Source organism: Amycolatopsis sp. WAC 01375, assembly GCF_003947325.1.
Lineage (GTDB): Bacteria > Actinomycetota > Actinomycetes > Mycobacteriales > Pseudonocardiaceae > Amycolatopsis.
Genome location: NZ_QHHW01000044.1, coordinates 107,059 through 126,634 on the forward strand (window position 1 = coordinate 107,059; position 19,576 = coordinate 126,634).

The window sequence follows — 19,576 nt, forward strand, 5'->3', positions numbered from 1 at the left end:
ATGCGACTGGGCAAGACCGCCGTCGTCCTCGGTGGCAGCGCCGCCGGACTCTGCACCGCGGGCGCGCTCGCCCCGTACTTCGACGAGGTGCTGGTGCTCGAACGCGACGAGCTCCCGGCCGAGGCCGAACATCGGCGCGGGGTACCGCAGAGCAAACATCCGCATTTCCTGCTGAACTCCGGCCGCCGCGCGATCGGCGAGCTGTTCCCCGGATTCGAAGACGACCTCATCGCCGCCGGGGGACTGCATCTGATGCCGTCCATGGACGCGGCCTATCTCGACGGGAAGGGCTGGTCGGCGCGGAAACGCAGCGCGATGACGATGATCTACGGCTCGCGGATCCTCATCGAACGCGTGCTGCGCGACAAGGTCCGGGCCTTGCCGAACGTCGTGATCCGCGAAGGCGTCGCCGTCAACGGACTGGCCGCGCGGGCGGGAGCCGTCACCGGGGTCGGGTTCTCCACCCGCGACGGCGAGGAGCACGTCGACGCCGACTTCGTGGTGGACGCGATGGGCCGCGGTTCCTCGGTCAGCGCTTGGCTGGCGGCGGCGGGCTGGCCCGAACCCGAAGTGCGGACCCTCGACGCCAAGGTCACCTACACCTCGCGCTGGTACGACCTGCCCTCACCCGAGGACCGGCCGCCGTCCTGGTGGTGGCGGCATCTGGTGATCATGCCGACCCCCGACAAGGGCACGCATCCGGCCGAGCACGAGTTCCTGGTGAACTTCTTCCCGATCGAGGGCAACCGCGTCATCGCGTGCATGGGCTCGTGGGGGCTCGAGATGCCGCGCACCACGGAGGCGTTCGTCGAGTCGGCCCGCCGGGTGCGGGCGCCGTTGTTCGCGGCCGCGATGGAGCGGTCCACCCCGACGTCCGAGGTGCATCTGACCCGGTCGACGGGTAACAAGTGGCGCCGTTACGACCGGCTCCGCACCCCGCCGGAACGTCTCGCGTTCGTCGGCGACTCGATCTGCGCGTTCAACCCGTTCTACGCACAAGGCATCAGTTCGGCCGCCGGTTCGGCGCTGCTGCTGCGCGAGCACCTCGCGCGCGCCGACCGCCTCGAACCGGAATTCTCCGCGCGTTTCCTTGCCGCGCAACGAAAGCTGCTCAACGTGCCGTGGAGCCTGGCGATGGCGAGGGATCAGGGTTACGCCTGCGCGGTCGGCACGGAAAAAGCGGGGGAGTGGAAGCGCCGCCTGCTCGATGCGGTGTCCGGCCCGGCGTTCAGGCTCATCGTCGGCGCCGCCCGCGAGGATGACGTGGTCGACGAGCACTTCGCGAAAGTGTTCAACCTCGACGAGTCCTTGAAGGACATGATGACGAACCCGCGTGTGCTCGCGGGGCTCGTGCGCTACCGGATCCGGGCCGCGCTCGGGCGGCACCGGGTTCCCTTCGACTTCGACGCCCGGGCCGAGCCTCCGGTCACGGACTACTCGCCGGAAGGCGCCACCGAGCCCGCCGTCTCCCGATGAACGCCGTATGCGGGCCGGACGCGGAAGCCGTCACCCGCGGTCTCGGCTTCGACTGCCACGACGTTTCCCCCTGGCTGTCGATCCGCCCACCGTGGGCGGCGGCCCACTGGACGATGCCGCTGCTGGAACTGCTCGTCCTCGGCGGCGCCGTGTTCGCGTTGGTGCACGCGATTCGCCGTCACCGTCAGGGTGATTCGACCAACCTGGCGTTGTGGTGCGCTTCGCTGGTCTACCTCTTCGTCATCGAACCGCCGCTGTACTTCCCGGAGTGGTTCGGGCTCGAGCGGCAGTACGGATTCATCTTCGCCCACAACCGGTTCACCGTTCAGTTCATGTGGGACCGGCTGCCGCTGTACATCGTGGCGTTCTATCCGATGATCAGTCAGCTCGCCTACGAACTCGTCCGCTCGCTCGGGATCTTCCGCGCCAGGGGTGCGCTGATCGGATCGGTGGCGGTCGCCTTCTCCTGTCAGGTGTTCTACGAGGTCTTCGATCACCTCGGCCCGCAGCTGACCTGGTGGGCCTGGAACGGGAACAACCGGATCGTCAATCACCCCGCGCTGGATTCGGTCCCCATGAACAGCATGCTGCTCTTCGCCTCCGTTTCGATGGGCGCCATGACCTATCTGGTGGTGCGGCTGGCAGGCGGTTCGCGACACGGGTGGTCGCTCGCGGCACGCATCGCCGTGGCCGGTGTCCTCACGCCGCCGAGCATGGCGATCGCCGGCCTCCCGTCGAGTGTCTTCAGCGGGAACGTGACCGCGCAGGCCTGGGTACTCGGCGTCGAGCTGGCGTTGCTGTGGTTCGCGGGCATCTGGGTCTTCGTCCGGCACCGAGGTCCCGGCGAGCCGTTGACCGCCTTCACCCGGTTTTATCCCGCCGTCTACCTGGGCGGGATGGCCGTGTTCTGGCTCGGCGCCTTGCCCGGCTACCTGTCCGCGGAGAACGGCGTGACCGAAGACGGCACCCCGGTCGGGAACGGTCTGTACACACTGGCCTGCTTCGTGGCCGCCGGTCTGCTGCTGGCCGCGCTGTACCGCGTACGCCGCGGGGCACCTGCCACTGTCTGAGATTCTCCGTTCGGGGAAGATGGGACGCATGGGGCACCACGGATGGCGGGGCAATCCGCCCGGAACCGAGCGCGAGGCTCGCCGCCGGATCGTCGACGCGGCGACGGCCTGCATCGACCGGGTCGGTCTCGCCAAGACCAGCCTCTCCGACGTCGCCGCCGAAGCGGGCGTGACCCGGCAGACCGTCTACCGCTACTTCCCGAGCCTCGCCGACATCCTCAGCGCGGTCGCGCTGGACCGGGTCGAGGAGTTCGCCGGGCGGATGGAACGGCATCTGGCCTCGTTCGGCAGCGCCGCCGAGGTCGCGGTGGAATCCGTGGTGTTCGGCGTCCGCGCCGTCCCCGACGAGCCGTACCTCGGACTGCTCTTGAAAGCGGGCGAGGCCGACGTCTTCACCGTCGCGGTCACTTCTTCGCAGTCGTTCTCGCTCGGCGCGCGGATCCTCCGGAACGTGCCCGTCGACTGGGCCGCGGTGGGTGTCACGACCGACGAGGACTTCGAGGGGCTCGCCGAAATGCTGATGCGGCTGTTCCTCTCGTTCCTGCAGTACCCGTCCACGCCGGCCCACACCGACGAGCAGCTGCGCGCCCTCGTCCGCCGGTGGATCGGTCCGGCGCTGACCGCACGGCCGTGACAAACGAATCCGGTGCAGTATCAACGCATATGGTAGTTATTCACCGACAATAGCCCGAGTTCTTGTCTGACCTTCACGATCCTGCCACCCTCGCCGAAGACGATCATCGGCGAAAGGGGAGTGCATGGGATGGTGGTGGCAGGCATTCTCCGGCGCCGCACCGTGGTCGCTGCTCGCCGCCGCGGCCGGTGCGGGGATTGTCGAAATCGGGGCACGCCTCCGAGGGAAGCGGCGCCGCCCGTTCGCGATCGCGCTGGATTTCGCTTTGCTGGCCTCGCTTTTCGCGGTGCTCCTGGTCGTCTTCGTGCCGGCGCCGCCGGCGGGACGCGGTTCCCCGGTGAGTCTTCACCTGCTGGCGGACGTCCTGCCCGTCTTCGGTGATCACCCCGATCCCGCCCTGTTCCAGTTGGCGGGCAACGTTTTCCTGCTGACGCCGCTCGCGGTGCTGATGCCGGTGCGCTTCGAGTGGGCGAGGCCGGTGCCGCGGGTCGTCCTGTCGGCGTTCGTGGCGTCCGTGTCGATCGAGTGTCTCCAGGTCTGGCAGGGCGCCGGCCGGGTCGGATCGCTGGACGACGTGCTGTGCAACACGGCGGGGGCCGCGCTCGTGGCCTGGTGCGGAACCCTGTGGCGTGCCCGGACGGCGACGGTGGACAGTGTCAGCGTGTGGCAGCGGTCGGGGATCGAGGTCCGGAGTTCCGGTGTGGCGAACGCGCGCCGCGGGCAACGGCTGATCGGCCGCGTGACCCTGAACGACCTTCCACCGTTGGCCGAAGGCGCGACTCTCGAGATCACCCTGTCCGAATCGGACGGTGGAGCCCTGCTCGTCTCGGCTCAGGCCTCGGTGGCGGCATGAGTCGCGCGCTACCTCGGCCGGACGCCCGCGAGGACGGCGTCCAGGCTCGGAAGCCAGCGCTGCCGGGGATCCGGTGCCGAGAGCCATTCCGCGTGGGCTTCGGCGCGGCCGGAGTCGGCGGGCAAGGGGAGTAGTGCACCCCACGCGAGCACCTCGACGTGCGGTGGCAAGGAGATCCGAGGCGGGATAAGCCCGTCGGACTCGGCGAGGATGGCCACACGCGGGCCCTGCTGGGTCAGCACCGCCATGGCGGGGCCCCCGCAGCCGGTCTCGGCGAGCCGGGTGAGGACCTGGGCGCCGTTGATCTTGGGCAGGGTCACCGCGCAGATCCCGTTTTCCAGCACCAGGAACGGCTGCGTGCCACGCCATTTCAGCGACCAGCCGAAGAGACGGCTGTAAAAGGCGTCGCCCCGGGGGCGGATCGACTCCACCGACGAGCGGGACTCGATCGGAAGCACTTGGTGGTCCAGCGACATCGTCGGCGCCTTCCGGACGGCGGAGGGACACGATGGCCCCGGGATCACCGTCAGCCTAACGGCACTCAGTGCCACTAGCAAGTGGCTGCTACCGTCCCGCTATGACCGATTCGCCGCGCCGAGCGCCGGTGACCAGGGCAGGGGCGACGCCCGCGGGCCGTCGCCGGCTGCGTCGCGCGCTCGCCGCCGCGGCCGTCGACCTGTTCGTGGCCAAGGGCTACGAGGCCACCACGGTGGACGAGATCGCGGCCGCCGCCGGGGTGGGCCGCCGGACGTTCTTCCGGTACTTCGACGCCAAGGACGACGTGCTCTTCGCGAACCACGACGAGATCGTGGCCGAAATGGAGGAGACGTTCGCCGCCGCGGACCCCGGCCGCGACCCGGTGGAGGTGGCCTGCGCCGCGGTCGGCCTTGTCCTCGACTCCTACGCCGCGGAACTCGACGTCTCGCTCAAGCGGTTCACCCTGACGCGGACGGTCCCCTCGTTGCGGGACAAGGAGGTCGCGACCGTCGACCGCTACCAGCGGGTGCTCGCCCGCTACCTGCGGGCGCGGTACACGGAGCAGGGCGACGAGACGGCGAGCCTGCGGGCGGCAGTGGCCGCGGCGGCGATCGCGGCCGCCAACAACCACGTGCTCCGGCGCTGGTTGCGCAGTGGCGGGCAGGACGACATCGCGGCCAGCGCGGCGGAGGCCTTCGCGCTGGTCATCGACGCGTTCAGAGCCGAACCCGTCGCGGGCGCCGGCGCCGAAAAGACGGTGGTGGCCGTGCTGTCCACGGCAGCACCGCTGCACACCGTCATCGCCAAGGTGAACGCTGCCTTGAACGAGCCGTAACCGGTTCTGGCACTCAGTGCCATGAGGCGATCCGAAGGTAGGATGTTCCCTGCTGATCAGCCCGATCTCCTGGACTCACCACTGGGTGTGGGTGGTGCCCGCGATCGGCTTCCTCGCCGCCCGAGGACGTCGCGGGGCTGCGCTGATGGTCGCCGTTCTGTTCACCGGGTGGACGGTCTCCGTGGTCCCGGGCGGCGGGGGAGCGGAGCGCGACTGGAACCTCGTGGAGGCCTTGATCGGCAACGCCTATCTGATCTGCCTTCTCATCGCGGGACTCATCCGCCTACCCCCTATATAGGCGCGTCCTGGAAGGCCGGAAATCGACTGAAGCGGTGGAGCTCTCGACCGATCACTGACGTTCCTCAAATGTATAACGCCCTATACTGCTGGGCTGACTTCAAAGCCCATTCCTTCGACAGAGAAAACCCGGCTACGACGCCGGCAGGCCGAGGAAGAAGGCCCGAATGTCCTCAGCCAGGAGATCCGGTACCTCCATCGCGGCGAAGTGTCCGCCGCGCTCGAACTCCGACCAGTGCCTGATGTCGTACAGCCGCTCGGCCAGCGGCCGCACCGACTGCGTGATGTCGTACGGGAGCACTGCCACGCCGAGCGGGACCGGGCACGGCTCGGTGCCGCGCACGGCCTCGTGGTGCAGTCGCGCGGAGGAGGCCGCGGTCGCGGTCAGCCAGTACAGCGAGATGTCGGTGAGCATCCGGTCGTCGCTGATCGGCGAGCGGGGATCCGTCCACTGTGCGAAGCGCTCGGCGATCCAGGCCAGCTGGCCGACCGGCGAATCGGTCAGCGCGTAGCCGATGGTCTGCGGGGTCGCGGCCTGCAGGGCCTGATACGGCGGCCGGCTCGCCATCAGCCGCCGGACCTTGTCCAGTCGGGCTTCGTCCTTTTCGGACAGTTCGACACCGGCTTCCGGCCGGGTCGGCAGGTAGTTGACGTGTACACCGACGACCTGTTCGGGGGCCACCGTGCCGAGTGCGATCGAGATGCCCGAGCCGAAGTCGCCGCCCTGTGCGCCGTAGCGCTCGTATCCGAGCCTGCGCATCAGCTCGACCCAAGCTAGCGCGATTCGGGTGATGTCCCAGCCGCGTTCGTGGGTCGGGCCGGAGAATCCGTAGCCGGGGATGGACGGGATGACCAGGTGGAAGTCGCGTGACAGCGGCTCGATCACGTCGAGGAACTCCAGGAACGAACCGGGCCAGCCGTGGGTGAGGATCAGCGCGAGCGCGTCCGGGTTCGCGGACCGGACGTGGATGAAGTGGATGTTCTGACCTTCGATCTCGGTGGTGAAGTGTGGAAGTTCGTTGAGCTCGGCTTCGTGCGCGCGCCAGTCGTAACCGGTGCGCCAGTGCTCGGCCAGTTCCTTGAGGCGGGCCAGTGGGAAGCCGTAGTCCCAGTCGGCGTCGGTGATCTCGTTGGGCCAGCGGGTGCGGGACAGGCGGTCGTGGAGATCGTCGAGGTCGGCCTGGGGGACGTCGATACGGAAGGGCTTGATCATGGTCTTGGCTCCCGGATGGTCATTCGCCGCCTAAACGTTTAGGCGCCCAACGTTTGGTCTCCAAACGATACTGCAATCGTTCGGGCTCCCAACGATTGGTTAGACTTGTCACATGGAGAACTCGTCCGGAGAGCCGCCTGCCCGATGGCGCGGTCTGCCAAGCTGGCTGCTCACGCAGACCGCGACCCACGCCCATCGCCTGGTGACCGACGGGTTCTCCGCCGTCGACGCCCGGGGCTACCACTACCGCGTGCTGGCGACGCTGGAGGAGTACGGTCCCGCCAGTCAGGCGACGCTTGGCCGTCGTAGTGGGATCCACGTCAGCGAGATGGTCGCGACGATCAACGAACTCGCCGACCGCGAACTGGTTGAGCGCGCCCCGGATCCCGCCGATCGGCGGCGCAACGTCATCTCACTGACCACCGCCGGCAAGCGGCGGTTGCGGAGGCTGGAGAAGCAGCTGGCCGAGCGCCAGGAAGAACTGCTGGAACCGCTGTCACCCGGGGAGCGGGCGCAGTTCACCGAGCTGCTGTCGAAGCTGCTGGATCACCACGATCGGCGGACCGGCGAGTCCCGGGTCGACCTCTCGTGAGTGGCGATTCGCCCACCTGTCCTGGACCAGCCCTGAGAGCTCGGCGATGGAGGATTTGGGACGTTCAGTGTCCCAAATCCTCCATCATCACGACATCGCGCCACTCACGAGACCCGTGTGCCTCACGAGAAACCCTGGGCAGACGCGAGAAAGGCCTGGCGAGCGTCGGAAGTGCTGTACTGGGGCCAAAGTGCCTGAAGCGGGACGTTTACCTCCGGTTCCAGCCCCAGGACGCACACGGCGCCGCCGGCCGCCGGTCCTGGCGGCGCGGTCACGAGGGCGACGCCGTCGGTGTCGAGGACGGCAGTGACCGGTGGTGTTCCCTGGATGGGGTTGCGGCGCACGCGTGGCTCGAATCCCGCGTCACGGCAGAGGTTGACGAGCAGATCGGTGTACCCGGAGCGGCCGGGATGTCCCCAGACGGTGATGTCCTCGTCGGCGAGGTCGCTCAGCTGGAGGTGGTCGCGTCCGGCGAACCGGTGGCCTGCCGCGACGGCGACGTTGAGCGGCTGCCGGATCAGGGTGGTGCCGACAAGGCCGTGCGCGAGGGCCAGTGCGCGGCCGAGGCCGAGATCGAGCTGTCCGCCGAGCAGCTGTGCGACGAGTTCGTCGGGATAGCGCTGGTTGACGTCGATGATCAGCTCGGGGTCGGGCTGGTGCTTCCGGAGCAGGGCGGTGACCTCGTCGCCGGTGACGGCGGGGGTGTGGCCGACGCGGAGTCGTTCCGGTTCGGTCCGGCCGATGCGCCGGGCGCGCTGGACGGCGGAGTCGGCGATGCCGTGCAGGAGGTGGGCGTCGGCGATGAGTGCCTGTCCGGCGGGGAGGACGGTGACGCCGGTGGCGCTCCGCTCGAGCAGGGGGACGCCGACTTCCCGCTCGAGCGTGCGCACCGAGGTCGACAGCGCCTGCTGGCTCAGGTGCAGCCGGGTCGCCGCGCGGGTGAAGCTGCCTTCTTCGGCGACGGCGATGAGGTGGTTCAGCTTGTACAGGTCCAGGCCCACCTCGGGGTTCCCCTTCGTGTCCGGTCTGCGGCGTCTCGGTCAGCGTAGGGGTCAGCGTGTGGTGTAGCCGCCGTTCGGGAACATCGTCTGGCCGGTGAACCAGCCGCCGTCGGTGGCCAGGAACCGGATGATCGGCACGATGTCCTCGATCTTCGTGAGGCGTCCGCCCATGGCCTGCGACTTGTGGAACTCGACCCGTTCGGGGGTTTCCTGCGGGTAGAAGAACGGGGTGTCCATCGGGCCGGGGGCGACGACGTTGACCGAGATGCCGCGGTCGGCGAACTCCTTGGCGGCCGCCCTGGTGAAGTGCTCCAGCGGGGCTTTGCCGCCGGCGTAGGTGGAGTAGCCGTCGGTGAAGGCCGCCAGCAGTGAGGTGCCGAGGCTGATGATCCTGCCGTTGTCGGAGAGGCGTCGGCCGGCTTCCTGGATGAAGAAGTAGGCGGCTTTCGCGTTGACCGCGAACATGCGGTCGTACTCGTCCTCGGTGGTTTCGAGGATCGGTTTGCGCAGGACCATGCCGGTGGTGTTGACCGCGATGTCGGCGCGGCCGAAGTTGTCGATCGCGGTGTCGAAGAGGCGGCGGACGTCGGCGACCGTGGTCAGGTCGCCTTGGACGGCGATGGCTTCGGAGCCGGTGTCGAGGACGGCTTCGACGGTCTTCTCGGCGTCGGCCGCGGAGGTGTCGCCGTGGTAGTGGACGACGACTTTGGCGCCGGCCTCGCCGAGGGTGGTGGAGAGGAGTCCGCCGAGGTTCTTCGCGCCGCCGGCGATGATCGCGACCTTGTCGTCGATGTTCTGTTCGCTCATGGTTCCGACCGTAGGAGCCGTGGGCGGGGGCTGGGAAACACAGGATCGAGGTGGGCCCACAAGCCTGGTTTGTGGCCTTCCCCACCTGCTCCGAGCTGTGAATCTTCGAGATCGAACGGCGAAATGACCTCACATTGTGGACACTCTGATCGTGCTTCGAGAAGTCGACGACCTTGATCAACCCGCCGTTCGCGAGACGGCGCCCCGGCAGGGGCGTCCGGCGCGTGTGTTCGAGAGAGTCCTCGACCGCCTGGCCTGGTCGCCTTACCCGAGGGCGATCGCGCTGTACCTGGTGATCCGCACGGCGAGTGTCCAGTTGCTGGATCTGCTGGCCGCCCGGCGCGGTTCGACGCTGACCGATCGGCTGACCGCGTGGGACGGTCAGTGGTATCTGCGGCTGGCGGTGCACGGGTACGCGGATCTGCCGGGAACCCTGGACGCGGCGAGGCAGCCGTACTCGGACGCGCCGATGGCGTTCTTCCCGTTGTATCCGAAGCTCGTCGGCGCGGTGATGTGGCTCGGGCCCGACGTCGTGACCGCGGCGCTGACGGTGTCGGTGATCGCCGGTCTCGTGCTGGCGTGCGGGCTGATCCGGATCGGGCGGGCGGTGTCGCCGGATCGGGGTGACCGGACCGGGTTGCTGCTGGTGGCGTTGTGGGCCGGGGCGCCGATGGCGATCGTGTTCTCGATGGCCTACACGGAGGCGGTGTTCTGCGCGTTCGCGGTGTGGGCGTTGGTGGGGGTGCTGGAGCGGCGCTGGATGCTGGCGGGGTTGTGTGCTTTCGGGGCCGGGTTGTCCCGGTCGACGGCGGTGGTGCTGGTCGCGGTGGTCGTCGTGGCGGCGTTGATCGCGGTCTTCCGGCGCACCGAGGAGCGTTGGTGGGCGTTGGCGGGTGCGGTGGTCGCGCCGTTGGGGGTGGCGGGGTACCTGGGGTTCGTCGCGTACCGGACGGGCAGTTGGACCGGCTGGCAGGACATCGAGTTGCGGGGTTGGAACACCGAGTTCGATTTCGGGGCGGAGACGGCGGATTCGGTGCTGGCGCGGTTGACCGGGGACGAGTCGGTGTTCAGCACGCTGACGGTGTTGTTACTGCTGGGTGCGGTGGCGTTGGCCGGGGTGGCGGCGTTGATCCGGGTGCCGTGGCCGTTGACGCTGTACGGCGCCGGTGTGCTGTTGCTGGCGATCGGGACGCGGGGGCTGCCGGACGCGAAGATCCGGTTCATCCTGCCTGCTTTCCCGGTCCTGATCCCGATCGCGATCGGGTTGTCGAAGCGGCGGACGGTGACTGCGGTGGCGGCTGCGGCGGCGTGGGTGGTCCTGGGTGCGTGGTTCTCGGCGCATGCCCTGACGGCGTGGCGGTACGCGATCTAGCCCGCCTAGCTCGCCTGCCGGGTGCGGTGGTCGGCGACGTGGACTCTGGTGGCGCAGCGGGTCGAGCAGAAGCGGCGTCGGCCGTTGCGGGAGATGTCGACGTAGACGGTTTCGCAACCTTCGCGTGAGCAGACGCCGAAGCGATCAGGGGCGTCGCAGACGAGGTGCGCGAGCCCGCCCGCGGTGTAGGCCCGGACCCGGGAGACGGTTCCGGCGTGCGCGTCGACGTAGTGCAGGTGGGGGGCTTTGCCGTCGTGGGTGGAGATGTAGGGCTTGGACGCGGAGTCGTGGAGCAGCGCGTTGACCAGGTCGACGCGTGTGGCCGGGTCGGCTTCGAAGACGTGCCCGAGTCTCTGGGTCCAGGCGATGATCTCGGTCGATTCGTGTTCCTCGACGGCGGGGACGGTCATGCGGTCCTTGAAGATCGCGGTCAGGGTGGCTGGTCCGGCGGCGTCGCCGAGATTGACCAGTTCGGCGGCGATCTGCGCCGCCGCTCCGCCGTAAGGGTTGAAGTGCATTGACTCATTACAGCACGATCGGGGGATGGAAGCGAACATGTGTCCGCGGTGCGGGTGGCCGCTGGCGGAACTGCCGGGAAGCGTGCGGAACACCCAGCGGGTGTCCCAGGGCAGGCTCGAGTACGTCCGGTGTCTGTGCGGGAGCTGGCTCACGCGGGTCGACGGTGTCGTGATCGGGGCGACGAAGTCCCAGCTGGGGCAGGCTCAGTTCTGACGGTGGCGCGCGTCGGCGAGCAGTTGCGCGAGCGCGTGCACGGGAGAGGTCTCCAGCTTGTGCCGGTGCGCGTCGTAGCGGTCGCGGGTGGTGCGGATGTCCGCGTGGCCCAGCAGGTCCTGGACCTTCTGCACCGGGACGTCGTTGGCCAGCAGCAGGGTGCCGGTGGTGCGCCGCGCGGTGTGCGGGGAGATGGTGTTCGCTTCGGCGAGCCCGGCGGCGCGGGCCTGTGCCCGCAGGAGAAACCAGACATCCCGTTGCGCCAACGGTTTTCCGCCGGGCTTGGTGCTGTCGTAGCGGTGGGGCATGGTCGCGAGCAGCGGTCCGGTCAGTTCGTCGGGACGGACTCCGGCGCGGGCGGCGCGCAGGTCGAGGTAGCGGTGCAGCGGGTGCAGGGCGGCGGGTACGAGCGGGACGAAGTCGCGGTGGCCGCCCTTGGCGGTGTAGCGCAGGATCGTGTGCCCGGCGTCGGCGTCGAGGTCGCGCACGGTCGCGGTGGTCAGGCCGGAGACCCGCAGGCCGGTGTAGAACAGGATCGCGACGACGGCGGCGTCGCGCCAGGACGCTTCGGTGTCGTTGGTGCGGGCCCGGTTCTCCATGTGGTTCAGCAGTTTCGCCGTCGACTCGCCGCCGAGGGCCGGTAGCGGCGGGGTCTTGCCGGTTTTGGGCCGGTTGACCGCGGAGACCGGGTTGCGGTCGGCGATGTCGTTGGACTGCAGGTACCGGTACCAGCTGGAGATGCCGGCGAGGGTGCGCGCGACGGTGGAGTCGGCGGCGGGCCGGGGCAGGCCGTCCCTGCCGGTGACGGTGAGGGTGTTCTTCCAGGCGTCGACGTCGGCGCGGCGGGCCGTCAGCGGGTCGAGCCCGGTGCGGGCGCACCAGCCGAGCCAGGCGGAGAGGTCGGCGTAGTAGGCGCGGCGGGTGTGGTCGGTCTTGTCGGTCTCGAGCCAGAGCGTGGTGATGTGCCGGATCGCGTACCGGTCGAGCGGGTCGGCGGGCGGGAGCGCGGGAAGCAGCGCGACGGCTTCGGCGAGGATCTGTCGCCGGTTCTCGGCCCTGGTCTCCGGCAGCCGGGCCGCCGGTGCTTCCGGCGCGGTGGGCACGAGTTCGGCGGACATCGTGATCATCCTAGCCGAAGCCGGCCGTCCGCGACCCGTCTCGTTCCGCTATTGACAGGGCCGTATTGCTGCGCGGCATTCGCAGTAATGAGTCGGGCTGGGTGATCTACTACATGGATTACCGACCCTATGGTTTCGGGGCGGCCGCGTGCGTCGGTTCGCGTTTCGTGAACCAGGCGACGGCGCGGGTCCTGGAATGCTGGGATGAATTGACGGCCGTGGAAATCGAGCTGCGGAAAGAGAATCCGGTGATGGGGCCGATTCTGGCCCCGCCGGAATTCCGATTCGCCGCTGCTCAGGTGTAGTAGCCCTCCACGGGGACGCGGGCTTCGTCGTACAACGCCGGGCCTTCGAGCCGGACGGGCGGCGCGGTGGACGGCGGTTTGAGCGCGGTGACCTGGTCGCCGGAAAGGGCGAACACGACCCGGCCGAGGCCGGAGCGTTCGATGGCGCCCTGGCACATCCCGCACGGCTGGCAGCTGGTGTACATCGTGGTCGCCGCGGCGACGGCTGGGTCGAGTTCGCGCGCGGCCCAGACGGCGAGTTTCAGCTCCGGGTGCAGGCTGATGTCCGATTGCGACACCGAGGTGTTGTGGTCCTCGGCGAGCACCGTGCCGTCGGGGCCGACGAGGAGCGAGCCGAAGGGCGGGTCGCCGTCCGTGCGGGATTTCGCGGCCAGTTCGATGGCGCGGCGGAGGAACTTCTCGTCTTGTTCGGTCATCGTCGGTCCTGTTCGGTTCGGTAGCGGCCCAGTTCCCAGTGTGCGGCCACGGTCGCCAGCGCCTGCCAGGCGGCTTCCGGGCGGAGGGTCTCCTCGGGGTCACCGGAGAACGGGTCGAGTACGACCGTCTCGGCACCGAGGTGGCGTAGCCGGTCGAGGTCGTCGACGATCTGCTCGATCGTGCCTTCCCCGGCGAGGCGGCCGGGTCCGGTGACCGGACGGCCGGTGATGTTCAGCAGGATCCGCGGGGTGAACGCGGGGACGGGCCGGTTCTGCGCGTCGGCGATGGTCTTGACCCTGGTGAGCGCTTCGGTGAGCCAGGGGAGGGTAGCCCGCAGCGGATGCCAGGCGTCCCCGACCCGGACGGCGCGGCGGATCCCGGCGTCGCTGTTGCCGCCGACCCAGATCGGGATGTCACCGGCGCGGTAGTCGGTGTCGTCGGCCCAGGCCTTCCGGACGGCGTCGAGATGGCCGTCGGTCAGCCGTCCTCGTTTCTCGAACGGGACGTCGAGCGCTGCGAACTCCTGACGGGCCCAGCCGGACGCGACGCCGAGCACGAGCCGTCCGCCGCTGAGCTGGTTCAGGTTCGCGGCCATGCGGGCGATCAGCAGCGGATGCCGGTACGGGACGATGAGCACGGTGGTGCCCAGCCGGATTTCGTTCGTCACGCCGGCGAGCCAGGACAGCGTCGTGAACGGTTCGTAGAACGGCGCCGGATACTGCTCGGCGACGTCGGGGGTGATGGCGACGTGGTCGGACACCATGAGCAGGTCGTAGCCGAGGCCTTCGACCGTGGTGGCCCAGCCGCGGAGGATCCCGGGGTCGGTCCCCGGGCCGAAATTCGGGACGTTGACACCTATTCGCACAGGTCAAGGCTATCGGCGGGGCGATAACCCGGGAAGAGATCTTTCCCGGCGTACCGGCACTTCCACCGTGGATCTGCCGGTATTCTGCCCCGATGGCCGAGACTCTCGACGCGACCGACTGGGCGATCCTGGTGGAGCTCCAGAACGACGGGCGGCTTCCGCTCACCGAGCTGGGGAAACGGGTCAACTTGAGCGCGTCGGCGACGACGGAGCGGGTCAAACGGCTGGAGTCGGCCGGGGTGATCACCGGCTACCGCGCCGAGGTCGACCTGGAGAAGGCCGGGTATGTGGTGCTCGCGGTGGTGCGGCTGAAGTATCCGGGCAGCAAGCACGCGCCGTTGCACAAGCTCCTGGCGGAGCGGACCGAGATCCTCGAATGCCTCCGCACGACCGGTGACGACTGCTATTCGCTGAAGATCGCGGCCCCGTCGATGGGACGGCTGGAGGAGATCGTCAACGAGCTCGCGCTGTTCGGGAGTACGAACACCAACATCGTCTACAACCAGACGTTGCGTTATCGGGGTCCGCAGGGCCCGTGACCGGGCACGGGCCCCCGCGGACGTCGCTAAAGCCCTTCGGTCTCTCCGAACCACCGGCGCAAAGCCGTGAGCAGCTCTTCCTGGTCTTCACCCGCCCACGCCACGTGCCCGTCCGGCCGCAGCAGCACCGCCGGTACCTCGAGTTCTTCGCTGACGTCGACGACGTGGTCGACCCGGTCCGACCAGTCCCGCACCGAGAGCGCGCCGGTCTGGTCGAGCAGCAGGCCACGACCGCTACGGGTCAGCCCGTAGAGATGTCCTTGCTTGAAGTCCAGATCCCGCATCCGGCGGCCGAGCAGCTCGTGCCCTTCGCCGAAGTCGTAGCGGATCGCGGTCGCGGTGATCTTCTCGGTCAGGAACAGGCTCACGTCCTCGAAATCCATCAGCTCCGTGAGCAGCCTTCGGACGGCCTGGGACCCCGGGTCGAGCGACATCAGCTGCATCTGCGCGCGGGTGTTGTCCAGTACCGCGGCGGCCACCGGGTGCCGTTCCGTGTGATAGGTGTCCAGCAGGTCTTCCGGTGCCCAGCCGTTGACCGCGGCGGCCAGTTTCCAGCCGAGGTTGAAGGCGTCCTGGACACCGAGGTTGAGCCCCTGCCCGCCGACCGGCGGGTGGATGTGCGCCGCGTCGCCCGCGAGGAACGCGCGCCCTGCCCGGTAGCGCTCGGCCAGCCGCGTCGCGTCGCCGAAGCGGGAGAGCCAGCGCGGCGAGTGCACGCCGAAGTCGCTGCCGGCGACGGCTTTGAGCTGCCGTTTGACCTCGTCGAAGGTCGGCGGGATGCGGGGATCCTCGGCCAGTCCTTCGGCGGGCACTCCCACCCGGTACACCCCGTCGCCGATGGGGGAGAGACCGAACCGCAACTGGGTCTTGCGGACTTCGGTCATCACGGCGAGCACCGTTTCCCAGTCCTCGGTCAGTTCCATCTCGCCCAGCAGCGTCTCGGCGGTGGCGGGCTCGCCGGGGAAGTCGATCCCGAGCAGTTTGCGGACCGTGCTGCGGCCGCCGTCGCAGCCGACGAGGTAGCGCGAGCGCAGTGTCGTCCCGTCGGAGAGTTCGACGTCCACGCCGTCCTCGTCCTGGCTCAGGCCGACCAGTTCCCGACCGCGCCGGAGGTCGACACCCACCTCGGTGGCGTGCTCGGTCAGCAGGCGGTCGGTGACGGTCTGCGGAATGCCGAGGATGTAGGCGTGGGCGCTGTCCAGCGGCGGCGCCGATTTCGGGATGCCCGCGAAGGAGCCGCCGACCGGGTACTTCGTGCCGTGTTCGAGGAAGCGCTCCAGCAGGCCCCGCTGGTCCATCACCTCGATGCTGCGTGCGTGCAGGCCCATGGAGCGGACGACCTTGGTCTGCTCCGCGTCCTTCTCCACGACGACCACATGGACGCCGTGCAGTCGCAGTTCGGCGCCCAGCATCATGCCGGTCGGTCCGCCGCCCGCGATGATCACGTCGATCAAGAGTTCCCCCGATTGTCGAGCTCGTGTTGTCCGGCGGGAGATTCTGCGGCACGACAGGGGTCTTGCCGCAAGCCCCCGGGTGCGCTATACGTTAGAAGTGGCAGGGAGTGTCGATCTCCCTGCTTTCGTCATTTCAGTCCGTAGTGGACGGACGCCCCCCGTGGGAAGCAGCGCGCATCACTGACACTAGGCCGAACATGTTCGTTACGAACATGTTCGCTATAGTGGTCGCATGGCACCTGAGAAGAGCCGCCGGGAACGACCGGCCAAACCCGCGTTGACCCGCGGCGGCATCGTCGCCGCGGCGGTCGCGATCCTGCGGGAGGAAGGCCTGCGAAAGGTCACGATGCGCCGCCTGGCGCAGGAACTCGACACCGGCGCGGCCTCGCTCTACGTCTACGTCCGCAACACCGCCGAGCTGCACGCGGCGATCCTGGACGAACTCCTCGGCACGATCGCCCCGCCGCCGCCCGAAGGCGACTGGCGCGACCGGCTCGAACAGCTGCTCACCGGCTACACCTCCACCCTGCTCGAGTACCCCGGCCTCGCCCTCTCCGCACTGGTGGCCCGCCCGAGCGGCGAGAACTACCTCGGCCTGGTCGAGAACCTGCTCGCCCTCCTCGCCGAGGGCGACGTGCCACCCGAGCGGCGCGCGTGGGGGATCGACATCCTCCTCCAACACGCGACGGCGACCGCGGCCGAGCACGCCGAGCAGGACTCCCCGGACGACTGGGACGCGCTGGCCCGCGCTGTGAGGGACGCCGACGAGACCACGCATCCCCAGATCGCCGCACACGCGGCAGACCTGCTCACCGGACGGCCAGAACAGCGGATGTCGTGGGGACTGCGGGTGCTGATCACCGGAATCACGCACACCGGCCTGCCCACCGAAAGGAACCCGACATGACCACACACCACCCCATCGCGATCATCGGCGCCGGCCTCGGCGGCCTTACCCTCGCCCGCGTCCTGCACGTCAACGGCATCGAGTCCGCGGTCTTCGACCTGGACGCGTCGCCGTCCGCACGGGCACAGGGCGGCATGCTCGACATCCACGTCGAATCCGGACAGGCGGCGCTTCGGGCCGCCGGACTCCATGACGAATTCCGCTCGCTCGTGCATCCCGGTGGCGAGGCCCTGCGCATCCTCGACCGGCACGCGGTCGTGCACCGCGAGGAGGCCGACGACGGTGACGGCGGACGCCCCGAAGTCGCCCGCGGCGACCTGCGCGACCTGCTCCTCAGGTCCTTGCCCGAAGGCACCGTGCGCTGGGGTGTCAAGGTCACCGGCGCACGCGCGCACGACGGCGGCGGACACGAGGTCACTCTGGCCGACGGCACCACGTTCACCACGGATCTGCTGATCGGCGCCGACGGCGCGTGGTCCAAGGTCCGCCCTCTTGTCTCGGCCGCCGAGCCTGCTTATGAGGGCATCTCCTTCGTCGAAGTGCACCTGAACGACGCCGAGAACCGCCACCCCGCGAGCGCCGCGCTCGTCGGAAGCGGCATGTTCTTCGCACTCGACGAGGCCAGAGGACTCCTGGCGCATCACGACACCACCGGCAGCCTGCACGTCTACGTCGCCGTGAGGATCGAGGAGGACTGGATCTCCACTGTCGACTTCAGCGACACCACCTCCGCGAAAGCCGCCGTGCTGGACCACTTCGACGGCTGGGACGCCGGCCTGCGAGCGCTGATCACCGACGCGGACGGCGAACTGATCCCACGGCCGATCCACGCGCTTCCCGTCGGCCACCGATGGGACCGCGTCCCCGGCGTCACCCTTCTCGGGGATGCCGCCCACCTGATGTCGCCGTTCGCCGGTGAAGGTGCCAACCTCGCGATGCTCGACGGCGCCGAACTCGGCCTGGCCCTCGCAGCCCACTCCGGCGACGCCGAAGCCGCTCTCGGTGCGTACGAGACGGCGCTGTTCCCGCGCAGCGAGGCCTCGGCGGCCGAATCCGCCGAAAGCCTTGCCCTGTGCTTCGCCGAAGGCTCCCCGAAGCCTTTGCTGGAACAGTTCGCGTCCTACCGTTGAGGCAACCATCGCGCGGCGCCGGGCGTGAACCCGGCAGACGAGCTAGGGGGAACAGTGGCGACGGGCGCACTCAGCTTCGAAGAGATCGCGGTGACCAGGAGGTGGCTGGCGAAACGCGGTGTCGAGGTGGTGACACCGTCGAGACTCCTCGCCGCCCGGGTCGGCCCCCGCCTGAGCCGGACCGTTCCCGGCCGGTTCCGCCGGCTCGCCGCCGCGCTGGCGGTGGGTGTCCTGCTGGGCGTCGCTTACGGGTTCTTCGACTTTCGTGACGGCGAGGCACCGGGCAGTGTCTACGTCTGCTTCGTCGGTGGCGCCCTGCAGGTCGCACACTGGTGGTCGTACCTGCGCCGCGAGCAGGAACTGGGCCCGCTGCCGGTGATGGATCGACGGTCCGGGCGACGACCGCCGGCCCTCGGGATCCTCGGCGGCTGGTACGCGTCCTCCTTCGTGGTCACTTTCGGCGGCGGCGTCGCTCTGGCCCTCGCGGTCCACCTGAGCACCCCGGCGAAGGCGAAGGCATACGCGACGGGCTGGCTCCTCGCGCTCGGCTGGGCCGCCCTGTGCTGCTCGGTGATCCTCCTCGGCACACTGCGGCGGCCCGTCCATGCCGAAGACAGGGCTTCGATGGCCGTCGACACCGAGCTGCGCGTCATGGACAGCCAGTTCGCGATACCCGGCGTCTACGCGGTGGTCGTCCTGTACGACCCGCTTGTCGGCGACGGGCCTCCCACCGAGTTCACCGGCTGGCTGATCGCCTACGCCGTACTCGGCATGGGGACGACGTTGCTCGGTCTCTGGCAGCATCACCGCCGTCCCGCGTTGCCGCCCGGTGACTACGCAACCCCGGTCGGCTGCGAGCGCCTGGCGTAGGCGCGGGCGGCGCGGGCCCTGTCGCCACAGCGCACGGAACACCACTGACGCCGTCCATTGCGCAGGAAGAACCGAGTGCACGGCGGCGACCCACAGGCGGTGATTCGCTCGGCGTCCGGCCCGGTCAGCAGGTCCGCGGCGTTGGCGGCGAGCGTCGCCAACGCGTGCTCGACGATCTGGGTGACCGGATGCGAGGCCGTGCGGTACAGCCCCCGGACGGGGTCCCAGCGCAGGAGTTCCGCGGTCGGGGCCTTGCTCAGCGCGTCGTTGACGGCGTCGAGGGCGCTTTGCGGAGCCGGATCCGCGCAGGACCCAGCCGCCAGCAGCACCCGGACCTGTTCACGCAGCGAACGGACCAGGCCAGCGCACATCTCCCGCAGACCGGCGTCGACTGGGGCGAGCCCCTGCGCGGCCAGCCAGTCCGTCGCGGCGGCCGGAGTGCCGAGGAGGTCGGTGAACTGGCCGCCGGGCAGCGCGATGGTGGTGTTGGCGAGCGCCAGCGCGACGTACTGCTCGGCGCCCGGAGCAGGGGGAAGGGCAGCGGTGTCGTCCACGTTCTCATGGTAGGCGGTGGGTTCAACCATGAGGAAACCTCACGGAAGTAGTTGCACT

General features: G+C 69.2%; 24 protein-coding genes. 14 read left to right on the forward strand and 10 right to left on the reverse strand.

Features of this window, described 5'->3' with window-relative positions; translation table 11 throughout:
• From DL991_RS30460 to DL991_RS30475, 4 genes are all read left to right on the forward strand, one after another.
• Complete coding sequence (locus DL991_RS30460; RefSeq protein WP_125787803.1) at positions 1–1,476, forward strand: NAD(P)/FAD-dependent oxidoreductase; 1,476 nt, start codon at positions 1–3, stop codon at positions 1,474–1,476.
• Entirely contained in the window at positions 1,473–2,546 is a 1,074-nt protein-coding gene (locus tag DL991_RS30465; RefSeq protein WP_125787804.1) for a hypothetical protein, read from the forward strand. The genes DL991_RS30460 and DL991_RS30465 overlap by 4 nt, the downstream gene beginning before the upstream one ends.
• Before the next feature lie 28 nt (positions 2,547–2,574).
• The gene (locus DL991_RS30470) at positions 2,575–3,180 is read left to right on the forward strand and encodes a TetR/AcrR family transcriptional regulator (protein WP_125787805.1); all 606 of its coding nucleotides are present in this window, start codon (positions 2,575–2,577) and stop codon (positions 3,178–3,180) included.
• Between the two features lie 124 nt (positions 3,181–3,304).
• The gene (locus DL991_RS30475; protein WP_125787806.1) at positions 3,305–4,033 is read left to right on the forward strand and encodes a VanZ family protein; all 729 of its coding nucleotides are present in this window, start codon (positions 3,305–3,307) and stop codon (positions 4,031–4,033) included.
• An 8-nt stretch (positions 4,034–4,041) separates the two neighbouring features.
• Here the strand turns inward: DL991_RS30475 and DL991_RS30480 are convergent, their stop codons facing one another.
• Entirely contained in the window at positions 4,042–4,509 is a 468-nt protein-coding gene (locus tag DL991_RS30480) for a glycogen operon protein GlgX (protein WP_125787807.1), read from the reverse strand.
• A gap of 101 nt (positions 4,510–4,610) precedes the next feature.
• Here DL991_RS30480 and DL991_RS30485 point away from each other — a divergent pair, with 101 nt between their 5' ends.
• Entirely contained in the window at positions 4,611–5,345 is a 735-nt protein-coding gene (locus DL991_RS30485) for a TetR family transcriptional regulator (protein ID WP_125787808.1), read from the forward strand.
• A gap of 94 nt (positions 5,346–5,439) precedes the next feature.
• A complete protein-coding gene (locus DL991_RS30490) occupies positions 5,440–5,643 on the forward strand; it encodes a hypothetical protein (RefSeq protein WP_125787809.1) in 204 nt (67 codons plus the stop codon).
• A 132-nt stretch (positions 5,644–5,775) separates the two neighbouring features.
• Here DL991_RS30490 and DL991_RS30495 read toward each other — a convergent pair whose 3' ends face one another.
• The gene (locus DL991_RS30495; protein ID WP_125787810.1) at positions 5,776–6,855 is read right to left on the reverse strand and encodes an epoxide hydrolase family protein; all 1,080 of its coding nucleotides are present in this window, start codon (positions 6,853–6,855) and stop codon (positions 5,776–5,778) included.
• A 112-nt stretch (positions 6,856–6,967) separates the two neighbouring features.
• On the opposite strand from DL991_RS30495, the gene DL991_RS30500 reads away from it, so the two are divergent.
• Positions 6,968–7,447: a MarR family winged helix-turn-helix transcriptional regulator gene (locus DL991_RS30500; RefSeq protein WP_125787811.1), complete on the forward strand. Its 480-nt coding sequence runs from the start codon at positions 6,968–6,970 to the stop codon at positions 7,445–7,447.
• Positions 7,448–7,569: 122 nt separating this feature from the next.
• On the opposite strand, the gene DL991_RS30505 is transcribed toward DL991_RS30500, so the two are convergent.
• Together DL991_RS30505 and DL991_RS30510 are read right to left on the reverse strand one after the other, a co-directional pair.
• On the reverse strand, positions 7,570–8,448 hold the full coding sequence (locus DL991_RS30505; RefSeq protein WP_125787812.1) for a LysR substrate-binding domain-containing protein: 879 nt from the start codon (positions 8,446–8,448) through the stop codon (positions 7,570–7,572).
• 51 nt (positions 8,449–8,499) lie between these two features.
• A complete protein-coding gene (locus DL991_RS30510; RefSeq protein ID WP_125787813.1) occupies positions 8,500–9,255 on the reverse strand; it encodes an SDR family oxidoreductase in 756 nt (251 codons plus the stop codon).
• 226 nt (positions 9,256–9,481) lie between these two features.
• Between DL991_RS30510 and DL991_RS30515 the strand changes: the two genes are divergently transcribed.
• Positions 9,482–10,627 carry a hypothetical protein gene (locus DL991_RS30515; RefSeq protein WP_233599070.1) on the forward strand — a complete coding sequence of 382 codons (1,146 nt, stop codon included), beginning with the start codon at positions 9,482–9,484 and terminating at the stop codon, positions 10,625–10,627.
• A gap of 5 nt (positions 10,628–10,632) precedes the next feature.
• Here the strand turns inward: DL991_RS30515 and DL991_RS30520 are convergent, their stop codons facing one another.
• Positions 10,633–11,145, reverse strand: coding sequence for a CGNR zinc finger domain-containing protein (locus tag DL991_RS30520; protein WP_125787815.1), 513 nt, complete (start codon positions 11,143–11,145; stop codon positions 10,633–10,635).
• A gap of 25 nt (positions 11,146–11,170) precedes the next feature.
• Here DL991_RS30520 and DL991_RS30525 point away from each other — a divergent pair, with 25 nt between their 5' ends.
• The gene (locus tag DL991_RS30525) at positions 11,171–11,359 is read left to right on the forward strand and encodes a hypothetical protein (protein ID WP_125787816.1); all 189 of its coding nucleotides are present in this window, start codon (positions 11,171–11,173) and stop codon (positions 11,357–11,359) included.
• Here DL991_RS30525 and DL991_RS30530 read toward each other — a convergent pair.
• Positions 11,350–12,477 (reverse strand): tyrosine-type recombinase/integrase, encoded by a 1,128-nt coding sequence (locus tag DL991_RS30530; RefSeq protein ID WP_158634470.1) that lies wholly within the window; start codon positions 12,475–12,477, stop codon positions 11,350–11,352. The two genes, DL991_RS30525 and DL991_RS30530, sit on opposite strands and share 10 nt — an antisense overlap.
• A 101-nt stretch (positions 12,478–12,578) precedes the next feature.
• Here DL991_RS30530 and DL991_RS30535 point away from each other — a divergent pair, with 101 nt between their 5' ends.
• The gene (locus DL991_RS30535) at positions 12,579–12,782 is read left to right on the forward strand and encodes a hypothetical protein (RefSeq protein WP_125787818.1); all 204 of its coding nucleotides are present in this window, start codon (positions 12,579–12,581) and stop codon (positions 12,780–12,782) included.
• Here DL991_RS30535 and DL991_RS30540 read toward each other — a convergent pair.
• Complete coding sequence (locus DL991_RS30540) at positions 12,773–13,198, reverse strand: nucleoside deaminase (RefSeq protein ID WP_125787819.1); 426 nt, start codon at positions 13,196–13,198, stop codon at positions 12,773–12,775. The genes DL991_RS30535 and DL991_RS30540 overlap by 10 nt on opposite strands.
• Positions 13,195–14,064, reverse strand: coding sequence for an LLM class flavin-dependent oxidoreductase (locus DL991_RS30545; RefSeq protein WP_125787820.1), 870 nt, complete (start codon positions 14,062–14,064; stop codon positions 13,195–13,197). The genes DL991_RS30540 and DL991_RS30545 overlap by 4 nt, the downstream gene beginning before the upstream one ends.
• 92 nt (positions 14,065–14,156) lie before the next feature.
• Between DL991_RS30545 and DL991_RS30550 the strand changes: the two genes are divergently transcribed.
• The gene (locus DL991_RS30550) at positions 14,157–14,603 is read left to right on the forward strand and encodes an Lrp/AsnC family transcriptional regulator (RefSeq protein ID WP_125787821.1); all 447 of its coding nucleotides are present in this window, start codon (positions 14,157–14,159) and stop codon (positions 14,601–14,603) included.
• Positions 14,604–14,629: 26 nt separating this feature from the next.
• On the opposite strand, the gene rox is transcribed toward DL991_RS30550, so the two are convergent.
• The gene (gene rox, locus DL991_RS30555; protein ID WP_125787822.1) at positions 14,630–16,057 is read right to left on the reverse strand and encodes a rifampin monooxygenase; all 1,428 of its coding nucleotides are present in this window, start codon (positions 16,055–16,057) and stop codon (positions 14,630–14,632) included.
• 232 nt (positions 16,058–16,289) lie between these two features.
• Here rox and DL991_RS30560 point away from each other — a divergent pair, with 232 nt between their 5' ends.
• From DL991_RS30560 to DL991_RS30570, 3 genes are read left to right on the forward strand one after another with little or no spacing between them, the layout of a single operon-like run.
• Positions 16,290–16,964: a TetR/AcrR family transcriptional regulator gene (locus tag DL991_RS30560; RefSeq protein ID WP_125787823.1), complete on the forward strand. Its 675-nt coding sequence runs from the start codon at positions 16,290–16,292 to the stop codon at positions 16,962–16,964.
• Positions 16,961–18,094, forward strand: coding sequence for an NAD(P)/FAD-dependent oxidoreductase (locus DL991_RS30565; protein ID WP_125787824.1), 1,134 nt, complete (start codon positions 16,961–16,963; stop codon positions 18,092–18,094). Before DL991_RS30560 ends, DL991_RS30565 begins: the two co-directional genes overlap by 4 nt.
• A gap of 54 nt (positions 18,095–18,148) precedes the next feature.
• On the forward strand, positions 18,149–18,964 hold the full coding sequence (locus DL991_RS30570; protein ID WP_125787825.1) for a hypothetical protein: 816 nt from the start codon (positions 18,149–18,151) through the stop codon (positions 18,962–18,964).
• Here DL991_RS30570 and DL991_RS30575 read toward each other — a convergent pair.
• Positions 18,928–19,548 (reverse strand): ABATE domain-containing protein, encoded by a 621-nt coding sequence (locus DL991_RS30575; RefSeq protein ID WP_125787826.1) that lies wholly within the window; start codon positions 19,546–19,548, stop codon positions 18,928–18,930. The genes DL991_RS30570 and DL991_RS30575 overlap by 37 nt on opposite strands.
• Positions 19,549–19,576 lie beyond the last annotated feature (28 nt).

What these genes read in the sequence shown, in the direction of transcription:
- DL991_RS30460 (WP_125787803.1), top strand. Translation starts at nt 1, where the DNA reads ATGCGACTGGGCAAGACCGCCGTCGTCCTCGGTGGCAGCGCCGCCGGA.
- DL991_RS30465 (WP_125787804.1), top strand. Translation starts at nt 1,473, where the DNA reads ATGAACGCCGTATGCGGGCCGGACGCGGAAGCCGTCACCCGCGGTCTC.
- DL991_RS30470 (WP_125787805.1), top strand. Translation starts at nt 2,575, where the DNA reads ATGGGGCACCACGGATGGCGGGGCAATCCGCCCGGAACCGAGCGCGAG.
- DL991_RS30475 (WP_125787806.1), top strand. Translation starts at nt 3,305, where the DNA reads ATGGGATGGTGGTGGCAGGCATTCTCCGGCGCCGCACCGTGGTCGCTG.
- DL991_RS30480 (WP_125787807.1), bottom strand. Translation starts at nt 4,509, where the DNA reads ATGTCGCTGGACCACCAAGTGCTTCCGATCGAGTCCCGCTCGTCGGTG.
- DL991_RS30485 (WP_125787808.1), top strand. Translation starts at nt 4,611, where the DNA reads ATGACCGATTCGCCGCGCCGAGCGCCGGTGACCAGGGCAGGGGCGACG.
- DL991_RS30495 (WP_125787810.1), bottom strand. Translation starts at nt 6,855, where the DNA reads ATGATCAAGCCCTTCCGTATCGACGTCCCCCAGGCCGACCTCGACGAT.
- DL991_RS30500 (WP_125787811.1), top strand. Translation starts at nt 6,968, where the DNA reads ATGGAGAACTCGTCCGGAGAGCCGCCTGCCCGATGGCGCGGTCTGCCA.
- DL991_RS30510 (WP_125787813.1), bottom strand. Translation starts at nt 9,255, where the DNA reads ATGAGCGAACAGAACATCGACGACAAGGTCGCGATCATCGCCGGCGGC.
- DL991_RS30520 (WP_125787815.1), bottom strand. Translation starts at nt 11,145, where the DNA reads ATGCACTTCAACCCTTACGGCGGAGCGGCGGCGCAGATCGCCGCCGAA.
- DL991_RS30525 (WP_125787816.1), top strand. Translation starts at nt 11,171, where the DNA reads ATGGAAGCGAACATGTGTCCGCGGTGCGGGTGGCCGCTGGCGGAACTG.
- DL991_RS30530 (WP_158634470.1), bottom strand. Translation starts at nt 12,477, where the DNA reads ATGTCCGCCGAACTCGTGCCCACCGCGCCGGAAGCACCGGCGGCCCGG.
- DL991_RS30540 (WP_125787819.1), bottom strand. Translation starts at nt 13,198, where the DNA reads ATGACCGAACAAGACGAGAAGTTCCTCCGCCGCGCCATCGAACTGGCC.
- DL991_RS30550 (WP_125787821.1), top strand. Translation starts at nt 14,157, where the DNA reads ATGGCCGAGACTCTCGACGCGACCGACTGGGCGATCCTGGTGGAGCTC.
- DL991_RS30560 (WP_125787823.1), top strand. Translation starts at nt 16,290, where the DNA reads ATGGCACCTGAGAAGAGCCGCCGGGAACGACCGGCCAAACCCGCGTTG.
- DL991_RS30565 (WP_125787824.1), top strand. Translation starts at nt 16,961, where the DNA reads ATGACCACACACCACCCCATCGCGATCATCGGCGCCGGCCTCGGCGGC.
- DL991_RS30575 (WP_125787826.1), bottom strand. Translation starts at nt 19,548, where the DNA reads ATGGTTGAACCCACCGCCTACCATGAGAACGTGGACGACACCGCTGCC.